Annotated in this window: 11 protein-coding genes; 5 read left to right on the top strand and 6 right to left on the bottom strand. The window is 70.5% G+C overall.

Annotated features, from left to right (window positions below; translation table 11 throughout):
• Positions 1-102 precede the first annotated feature (102 nt).
• From EF918_RS28775 to EF918_RS28785, 3 genes are all read right to left on the bottom strand, one after another.
• On the bottom strand, positions 103-1,668 hold the full coding sequence (locus EF918_RS28775; RefSeq protein ID WP_125651857.1) for a class I adenylate-forming enzyme family protein: 1,566 nt from the start codon (positions 1,666-1,668) through the stop codon (positions 103-105).
• 70 nt (positions 1,669-1,738) lie between these two features.
• On the bottom strand, positions 1,739-2,632 hold the full coding sequence (locus EF918_RS28780) for an alpha/beta fold hydrolase (protein ID WP_125651858.1): 894 nt from the start codon (positions 2,630-2,632) through the stop codon (positions 1,739-1,741).
• A 45-nt stretch (positions 2,633-2,677) separates the two neighbouring features.
• Complete coding sequence (locus EF918_RS28785; protein WP_125651859.1) at positions 2,678-4,066, bottom strand: MDR family MFS transporter; 1,389 nt, start codon at positions 4,064-4,066, stop codon at positions 2,678-2,680.
• A 391-nt stretch (positions 4,067-4,457) separates the two neighbouring features.
• Here EF918_RS28785 and EF918_RS28790 point away from each other — a divergent pair, with 391 nt between their 5' ends.
• From EF918_RS28790 to EF918_RS28800, 3 genes are all read left to right on the top strand, one after another.
• A complete protein-coding gene (locus EF918_RS28790) occupies positions 4,458-4,661 on the top strand; it encodes a cold-shock protein (protein WP_125651860.1) in 204 nt (67 codons plus the stop codon).
• A gap of 186 nt (positions 4,662-4,847) precedes the next feature.
• On the top strand, positions 4,848-5,054 hold the full coding sequence (locus EF918_RS28795) for a hypothetical protein (protein WP_260610773.1): 207 nt from the start codon (positions 4,848-4,850) through the stop codon (positions 5,052-5,054).
• A gap of 39 nt (positions 5,055-5,093) precedes the next feature.
• Complete coding sequence (locus EF918_RS28800) at positions 5,094-5,342, top strand: SCO5918 family protein (protein ID WP_125651862.1); 249 nt, start codon at positions 5,094-5,096, stop codon at positions 5,340-5,342.
• Positions 5,343-5,403: 61 nt separating this feature from the next.
• Here the strand turns inward: EF918_RS28800 and EF918_RS28805 are convergent, their stop codons facing one another.
• A complete protein-coding gene (locus tag EF918_RS28805; protein ID WP_125651863.1) occupies positions 5,404-5,763 on the bottom strand; it encodes a hypothetical protein in 360 nt (119 codons plus the stop codon).
• Positions 5,764-6,254: 491 nt separating this feature from the next.
• On the opposite strand from EF918_RS28805, the gene EF918_RS28810 reads away from it, so the two are divergent.
• Together EF918_RS28810 and EF918_RS37330 are read left to right on the top strand one after the other, a co-directional pair.
• A complete protein-coding gene (locus tag EF918_RS28810) occupies positions 6,255-6,593 on the top strand; it encodes a MerR family transcriptional regulator (RefSeq protein ID WP_125651864.1) in 339 nt (112 codons plus the stop codon).
• Between the two features lie 128 nt (positions 6,594-6,721).
• Positions 6,722-6,874 (top strand): hypothetical protein, encoded by a 153-nt coding sequence (locus tag EF918_RS37330; protein ID WP_185921968.1) that lies wholly within the window; start codon positions 6,722-6,724, stop codon positions 6,872-6,874.
• Positions 6,875-6,971: 97 nt separating this feature from the next.
• On the opposite strand, the gene EF918_RS28815 is transcribed toward EF918_RS37330, so the two are convergent.
• Positions 6,972-7,166: an antitoxin gene (locus EF918_RS28815; protein ID WP_125651865.1), complete on the bottom strand. Its 195-nt coding sequence runs from the start codon at positions 7,164-7,166 to the stop codon at positions 6,972-6,974.
• Between the two features lie 80 nt (positions 7,167-7,246).
• Positions 7,247-7,819, bottom strand: coding sequence for a DUF4396 domain-containing protein (locus tag EF918_RS28820; RefSeq protein ID WP_125651866.1), 573 nt, complete (start codon positions 7,817-7,819; stop codon positions 7,247-7,249).
• Positions 7,820-8,019 lie beyond the last annotated feature (200 nt).

The following is an 8,019-nucleotide window of genomic DNA, read 5'->3' on the forward strand; positions in this document are numbered from 1 at the left end:
AGCACGCACTCCGCCGGGCACTCTCCTGAGCGAAGCGATCTCGACAACCGTCCCCGCCACCACGACCTGCGGTAGCGGGGACGGTTGTCGAGATCGCTTCGCTCAGGAGAGTGCCCGGCGGAGTGCGTGCTTGTCGGGCTTGCCGATGCCGCTGAGCGGGAGGGCCTTCAGGACGTGGAACGTGTGGGGGACGTGGAGATCGCTCGTGCGGGCGGCGACGAAGCGGCGCAGCTCGTCGACGTCGGTGCTGTGGCCGCGGGCGGGCACGACGGCGGCGTGGACGTGCTCGACCGTGTCGTCATGACGCATGCCGAAGACGGCGCACTGGGCGACGGCGGGGTGGGCCGTCAGCACCTCCTCGATCTCGCTGGGGTAGACCCGGGTGCCGTCGACGGTGATCGTGTCGTGGCCCCGGTCGGCGAGGAAGAGGTAGCCGTCGTCGTCGAGGTAGCCGATGTCGCCGGTGCGCACCCAGCCGTCGTGCAGCACCCGGGCGGTCAGTTCGGGCTGCTTCCAGTAGCCGTTCATGGCGCTGTGGGCGCGGGCGTGGATCTCGCCCTCGCCGCCGCTCGGGAGGACGCTGCCGTGCCGGTCGACGACGCGGAGTTCGACGCCGGGCATGGCGCGGCCGACGGTGATCTGTCCGTGCCGGCCGACGCGGTCGTGCTCTTCGGGGCCCACTTCGGTGAGCCCGAGCGTCTCGTTCTGTCCGTACCAGCTGTGCAGCACCTTGCCGAAGACGCTTTCGGTCTGCCGCAGCCTGGACGTCGACGCGGGGCTGCCGCCGTAGGTGACCTGCCGGACGCTGGAGAGGTCGGTGGCGGGCAGCGCGGGATGATCGAGGAGCTGGTGCAGGAGGGGCGGCTGGAGGAACAGCCGGGTGATCCGCTCGCGTTCGATCGCCGCGAGGGCCTCGCCGGGATCGAACGCGGGCTGCAGGACGACGGATCCGCCTTGGAGGAGCGCCACGTCCGCCCAGAGTCCCGCGATGTGCGTGAGCGGCGTACATGCCAGATAGCGAGGCGGGGCGCCCACGAGGGAGCACAGGTGGTCCAGGGTGCGGCGGTACGGGCCGTGCTTCATCTGCAGGCTCTTCGGCAGGCCGGTGGTGGTGCCGCCCGTGTGCCGGATGCACCAGTCGTCGTCGGCGCCGACGGGCACGGTGACGGGCGCAGGCGGCTGCCCGGCCGCAGCCGCGCAGATGTCGTCGGCGCGGGGATGCGGGCCCAGCGTCGCCAGCATCGGCACGTGGACCAGTGGCTCCAGCCGGTCCAGGTCCGCGTACCGGGTCGGATCGACCAGCAGCAGCTCGGTGTCGGCGACGTCCACCAGGTGTGCCAGGGCGTCCGCGTTCAGCCCGTCGTACAGGGGTGTCACGCGCGCCCCGGCCAGGTTGGCCGCGTAGCGCGCGACGAGCGCCTGAGGGGTGTTGCCGGTGAGCAGGGAGACGGTCCGCCCGGGCCGGACGCCGCGCGCGATCAGCTCTCGGGCGAGCCGGTGGATGCTGTCGCGCAGCTCGCCCGCGGTGATCCGCCGACGGTCGGGGCAGATGATCACCGGCAGGGCAGGACGGCGCGCCAGGGTGCGCAGGAGGGCGTCCGTGTAGGTGACGAAGCCGTGGTCGGCGGACTCGGGCGTCGCGGCCGTCTCGGGCCGGAGGTCGGACATCGGTGTCCCTTGAGAGGTGGGCGGCAGGAGTGCGGTGGCGGACCGGTGGCCGTGGGGCGCCGGGGAGCCGTCACGGGACCAGGGCGGCCGGCCTGGCGTGGTGTTCGAGGGGGGTGACGTACGGCAGGTCGTCGAGGGATCGATCGGTGAAGAAGCGATCCAGCAGGTCGGACATCTCCCACGGCCGTTCGAGATGGCAGAGGTGGTCGGCGCCCCGGATCAGGGTGAAGACGCTTCCGGCGATGGTGGCGGCGACCTCGCGTCCCAGGTCGGGGTGGGTGAGGCTGTCGTGTTCCCCGGTGAAGACCAGCGCCGGAACGTCCCGGACGCCCCCCGGCCGTACCCCCTGCCAGTCGATGACACGGTAGGTCGAGGCGAGATGCCGGGGGATGTCGGCCTGCGTGACCGATCCCATCGTGCGGGCGAGGACGCGGGTGACGACCGCGCGCTTGTGGACCTCCCGCTCGGCGGGGGACAGCAGGGCCGCGATGCTCATACGGGCGTAGGCTCCGGCGTCACCCGACTCCAGGGCGTCGGCCATCGTCCGCAGCGCGGCGCGCTGGTCGGGCGGGTAGACGGGAGCGGCGCCCACCAGGGCCAGGCGGGCGACGCGCTCAGGATGCCTCTGGGCCAGGCCGTAGGCGATCGGCATGGCGTAGGAGGCCCCGAAGAGGTTCACCCGCCCCACGCCCAGCTGGTCCAGCAGGTCCGCCAGCGCGCCGGTGAGGAAGTCGAAGTCGTACGAGGCGGGCAGCACGTCGGCCGCGCCCGATCCCGGCAGGTCCACGCTGACGACGGTCGCGGACGCCGCCCAGCGCGCTTCGAGCCGCTGGTAGGCGTACATGTCCTGGAAAGCGCCGCCGAGGACGACGACGGGCTCGGTGGTCGGGGCGGCGTTCTCGACGATCCGGCACCGGTAGCCGAAGCCGTCGAAGGTGAGGTGACGGATCCTCTCAACGTTCATGCCCGGTCAACAGGGACGTGCGGGCATAGGTCACGGGACGGGTGATCATCTGACCGGTCCCGGCACCAGAGGCGCCGGGGCCGCGGTGCGGTGACCGGGCAGCAGTGCGGCCGCGATGACGGCGCAGAGGGCGAGGGCGGTCGTCAGGCCGAAGGCCTGGGCGAAGGCCTGGGCGGTGTGGCCCCCGCGCTGGAGCAGGACGGCGAGGGCGGCGATGCCGAAGGAGCCGCCGAGTTGCTGGAGGATGCGCGTCGTGGTGCTGGCGTCCGCCACCTGGGAGTCGTCCAGTCCCCGATAGGCGCCGACCGTGACGGCGAGGTTGACGGCGCTGGTACCGAGACCACGGAAGAACAGGGCGGCAGCGATGACCGAGCCCGCACCCACCGAGGTGGCGAAGGGCCACGTCGCGACCGCGCTCAGCAGCAGACCGGTCACCACGACCGGACGGGGCCCGATCCTGTCGGTGAGCACGCCCGCCACCCGCGCCGCCAGCGCGCCGACGCCCTGCGGCACGAGAAGGAGACCGGTGGCGACGACGCCCCTGTCGAGCACGAGCTGGCAGTACAGGGGCAGCAGGAACATCCCGCCGTACATGGTCGAACCACCGACGAACATCAGCACCGACGTCGCGGCGAAGGAACGCAGCCGAAACAGACGCATGTCGATGAGGGGCGCGCCGCTCCTCAGGCTCCGTCCGACGAACGCGACGACCAGGACGACCCCCGCCGCCACCGGCAGGAGCACACGCCCTCCTCCTGCACCGTCCTGGCCGCCGCACTGCGAGAGCCCGTACACGAGCGCGGTCAGGCCCGGGCAGACCAGCACCAGCCCCACGACATCGAGGCGGGAAGCCCGCTGCCGGGGATCCGGGGGCACACCTCGCCAGGCGAGGAACAGCGCGAGCACGCAGACGGGCAGGTTGACGAAGAAGATCCAGCGCCAGTCGAGATGCCCGAGCAGCAGCCCGCCGCACACCGGTCCCAGGACCGGGCCGAGGAGAGCCGGCAGCGAGACGACCGCGACGAGCCGCCCGACCTGTCGGCCACCGCTGGCCCGGACGACGATGGTCTGCAGGACCGGCATCATCAGTCCCCCACCGGCCCCCTGCACACTTCTGAACACGACCAGCGACCCGGCGCTCCAGGCGCAGGCGCACAGCAGGGAGCCGACGGAGAACAGGACCAGCGCGCCCAGCCAGACCCGCCGCGTCCCGAACCGGTCCCCGGCCCAGCCGCTCACCGGCATGACCATCGCGAACGCCAACAGGTAGGCGGTGCTCACCCATTGCACGGTCGTCGTCGGGGCACCGAGGTCGTCGGCGAGGGCGTCGACCGCGACGGAGACGATCGTGCTGTCGAGCAGCGGGGCGAAGGCACCCACAGCGAGAACGCCACACAGCCTGAGCAGGGCGGGATCAAGGCGTTCCTTGGGCATGTGCCCCCCTCGCTCGACACGGGTGCGCTCCGGCGCAGCGACCGCCCGCCGACGCCGCGGAAAGGATGCGCCCCGACAACGACCGGAAGACCGGTGCCGTCACGGGCACCGGGGGCGATCGCTCGTCCTGCATGACGAATGTGCGGATATCTGGGTTCGCGGGAAGAGATTTTGACCGGCGCCCCCGGGAGAGTTTTTACCGGCGACACACGGAGCAAAAAACCGAACCCGCGCGGACTGCACCGGCGTGCTACTGTCGAATCAGTTGCAGTTTTGGTACCCGAAAACCGAAGTGTTTTGCATTCCGGTCATTTTCCGGACGGGGCATCATCGCGGCGACACAGAATCCGTAAAGTGCGGGTTCTGCTGCACTGCCCCAAGGAGATATGACATGGCTGCTGGCACCGTGAAGTGGTTCAACGCGGAAAAGGGTTTCGGCTTCATCGAGCAGGAGAGTGGCGGCCCTGACGTGTTCGCCCACTACTCGAACATCGCGACCCAGGGATTCCGCGAGCTCCGGGAGGGGCAGAAGGTATCCTTCGACATCGCGCAGGGCCAGAAGGGTCCGACGGCCGAGAACATCGTTCCCGCCTGAATCTGACGCGTCATGCACGGCTGGGGCCCGCATCCTTCGGGGTGCGGGCCCCAGCCGTATGTATTTCTGCACCCAGGCGCGAACCGCGCGGCTCTCGCATTCCATTCAGCGTGCCGCACCACGAAAGGTTCTGAATTGAACCCCACATGCACGAACGGCTCGGCCCCACCGCAGGTCTGCGACGACATGACCGTGGAAGTGGCCTTGGCCGTCATGGCCGGGGCCCACACCGGCCACCTGCGCGTCTGCGACAACGACGATCAGTGCACCGGCCTGGTGACCGGGGCCCAGCTCACCACCGTCCGTGACAGCGCCGCCTACACGGACCAGCTCCGGCTGCGCGACCTCTCCCCTCACGGGCCGTCCGCCTCCTCCACGGCCCCCCGCACCTGAGCCGGCCTTCCCTCTTCCCGTCTCTCCTTGTGAGGCATCGTGCGCTGTGTCATCGCCCGTTTCCCCTTCGACCTCACCAAGGCCGGCGTCCTGGATTCCATGAAGGGCGCCGAACCCGAGGAGATCACCGGCGAGTCCGTGATCATCGGTCGCCGCGCCTACCCCGTCAAGCAGGTCGGCCAGGTCGTCACAGGCCAGGACCGCCGGGACTTCACGGCCGGTGAAGTCGTCCGCGCCATGACCCGACTCGGCTTCACCTGTCGCAGCCTCCCTCGGCGGATGAGCTGACACCCGTCGCTGCACGAAAAGGACCCCACCGGCACGTCTGCCGGTGGGGTCCTTTCGTGGGTCAGTGGTCGGAGTAGCTGACGTCGCCCATGGTCCAGGCGCTGATGTCCGCGATCGAGACGCGGTACATCCCGCCCGTCTCCGGGATCCCCACCGTGCCCTGGAGGATCCGCGCCAGGTGGAAGTGCAGATGTGTGGGCGGTCCGTCCTTCGCCGCCGCGGCCGCGAAGACGGCGGAGAACTCGGCCAGCCGGTCGGAGTCCGCCAGGACCTCCGCGACCCGCTGCCGCCACACCGCTTCGGGGGCCAGGCGACCGGTGATGACAGCGCCCCCGGTCACGACGGTCAGGGACATCTGGTTGCTCTGCCCGGACTCCACCAGCCTGGCGACGTCGACGAGCAGCTCGTCAATCTTCGACATGACACCCGATCCTACGGGGCACCCCGCCCCGTCCACAGGTCGTCCTACCGGGCGGAAGGCCGCCGTCCGGCGGCAGGAGCCGACTGTCCACCCGGCCGGGACACGAAAATCTATGTTCACCGGAGTAGATATCAGGCCGTGGTTGAGGTATGTTTTCTCTCGTAACCACAAGAGACGGCAGAAGCTGGCGGAGACGAACGGCCGGCAAGCAGCAGGAGAAGTCGATCATCGAGGAAGGAACGGAGGAACACGGCGCCATCAGGATCGCCCGGACGGAAGTCTGGAGTCCGGGTACCGCGGGACATCGATAGCGAGGTGGTCTTCGGTCGAGCAGCTGCGATCCCCGCACCGACGGCAACCACCATGCCGGGGGTGCGGACACAGAAGGCCGGCGCTTCATCAGGGCCGGCAGGTGGTGTAGTAGTTCCTTCAGGGCCCTGGTGCCAGTACTGGCACCAGGGCCCCTCTATGCGTTTCACGGAGAGGTGCCCATGACAGCAGACGACTCGTACGACCGTCTCGACGACGACGACTACCCCGCCTACACCATGGGCCGGGCCGCCGAGATGATCGGCGCCACCCAGGGCTTCCTCCGCGCCATCGGCGAAGCCCGCCTGATCACCCCGCTGCGTTCCGAGGGCGGCCACCGCCGCTACTCCCGCTACCAGCTGCGCATCGCCGCCCGCGCCCGCGAGCTCGTCGACCAGGGCACCCCGATCGAGGCCGCCTGCCGCATCATCATCCTCGAGGACCAGCTCGAGGAGGCTCAGCGCATCAACGCCGAGTACCGCCGCGCCGCCGAAGCCGGCACGCCCCCGGAGCATGCTTGAGGCGAGGACGCCCCTGCCCGCGGCGGCCGACCGCAGCAGGCAGCAGGCAGATGCCCGCACCGGCCGTCAGGACCCGTACGCGGCCGCTCCCCTGCACAGCCCCAGGTCAGCGACCTGGGGCTTGTTTATTGTCCAGATCCGGATCTGTCGGGGCCCGGGCGGGAGCGATCCGGCGCGCCATCGCCGAGGGTGAGTGCGTGCCGGGCCCCGAGTTCGCCGTGAGCGTCGACGACGCCGAACGCGGCGCCGCACTCGTCAACGCCCTCCGCTCCGCGGCCTGAACCCCGCGACCTTCAGGTCGCGGACGCACCGCGGCCCCCGCGCGCGGAGCTGGTGCGGGCGCGGGGGCCTGGGTGGTGGATCTCAGGTGCGGGTGCCTCAGGTGCGGGGCGGGTTGTCCTGGGGGCGGTCCGTGCCGAGCTGGCGCTTCAACTGGTCCTGGGCGGTGTCGACCTGGCTCTGGTACTTGTTCTGCGTCCTGTCGTCCACGAAGTCGCCCGCCTTGTCGATGCCCTGGCCGGCCTTGTCCTCGTGGCCCTTCAGCATCTGCTTGAGCTTGTCCATCATCGACATCTCGGCCCTCCTAGCCGTGGCCCCCTGTGTCGGCATCCAGCATGGCGCCCCGGGGCGCGCGGCGCATCCGCAGGAGCGGCTCAGTGGTAGGCGTGGGCCACTGCGTGGCCCTTGCCGCGGCCGATCATCCACTTGTTGACCGGGGTGGTGACCAGGAAGGCGATGACGAAGCCACCCAGCAGCGCCGCCCAGAACAGGGCCTCGTCGAGGTGCGCGTCCATGGCGCCCGGGACCAGGGCGACGATGCCGTTGTCGACCAGTTCCATCACCGCGATCGAGACCGTGTCGGCCGCCAGCGCCACCTTGACCGCCGCCCGCAGGTCCAGGCCGCCGCGGCGGACCGCCAGCAGCGTCAGCGAGTAGCCGAAGACGAAGGCCAGCACGATGGCCAGGATCATCGTCGGCACGTTGCCCCAGGCCAGGGCGGTGCCGATGACCATGCCCAGGATCTCGCCGATGGCGCAGCCGGTGAGGCAGTGGAGCGTGGCCTTCGCCGCGGCGCCCCAGGTCACAACGCCGTGGCCGTGGCCCCCGTGGCCCTCGTGGCCGTGCCCGTGGCCCTCGTGGCCGTGCCCGTGGCCCTCGTGGCCGTGCCCGTGGCCCTCGTGGCCGTGCTCGGCGCCGGTGTGGTGTGCGTGTGCCGTGTGGTCCATGACCGTCGTCCCCGTTCCCTTTTCCGTGCCGTCCCTCTCCAGGGTGCGCCCGGCTCCCCGGGCTCACGAGTCGCAACGGTATACCCCCCGGGGGTATTCCGCCAGACGGTCGAACCCGTTCCGAGGGCCACGCAGAACGCCACCACCGCCCGGCCGTGGCGTTCTGCGTGGCCCTCGGAACGGGTTCGACCGTCTGGCGG

The organism is Streptomyces sp. WAC06614 (assembly GCF_003949795.1).
GTDB lineage: Bacteria > Actinomycetota > Actinomycetes > Streptomycetales > Streptomycetaceae > Streptomyces.

Excerpts from the sequence above, each read along its gene's own strand:
- EF918_RS28805 (WP_125651863.1), bottom strand. The coding sequence starts at position 5,763 with ATGTCGAAGATTGACGAGCTGCTCGTCGACGTCGCCAGGCTGGTGGAG.
- EF918_RS28815 (WP_125651865.1), bottom strand. The coding sequence starts at position 7,166 with ATGTCGATGATGGACAAGCTCAAGCAGATGCTGAAGGGCCACGAGGAC.
- EF918_RS28810 (WP_125651864.1), top strand. The coding sequence starts at position 6,255 with ATGACAGCAGACGACTCGTACGACCGTCTCGACGACGACGACTACCCC.
- EF918_RS28790 (WP_125651860.1), top strand. The coding sequence starts at position 4,458 with ATGGCTGCTGGCACCGTGAAGTGGTTCAACGCGGAAAAGGGTTTCGGC.
- EF918_RS28820 (WP_125651866.1), bottom strand. The coding sequence starts at position 7,819 with ATGGACCACACGGCACACGCACACCACACCGGCGCCGAGCACGGCCAC.
- EF918_RS28785 (WP_125651859.1), bottom strand. The coding sequence starts at position 4,066 with ATGCCCAAGGAACGCCTTGATCCCGCCCTGCTCAGGCTGTGTGGCGTT.
- EF918_RS28795 (WP_260610773.1), top strand. The coding sequence starts at position 4,848 with ATGACCGTGGAAGTGGCCTTGGCCGTCATGGCCGGGGCCCACACCGGC.
- EF918_RS28780 (WP_125651858.1), bottom strand. The coding sequence starts at position 2,632 with ATGAACGTTGAGAGGATCCGTCACCTCACCTTCGACGGCTTCGGCTAC.
- EF918_RS28775 (WP_125651857.1), bottom strand. The coding sequence starts at position 1,668 with ATGTCCGACCTCCGGCCCGAGACGGCCGCGACGCCCGAGTCCGCCGAC.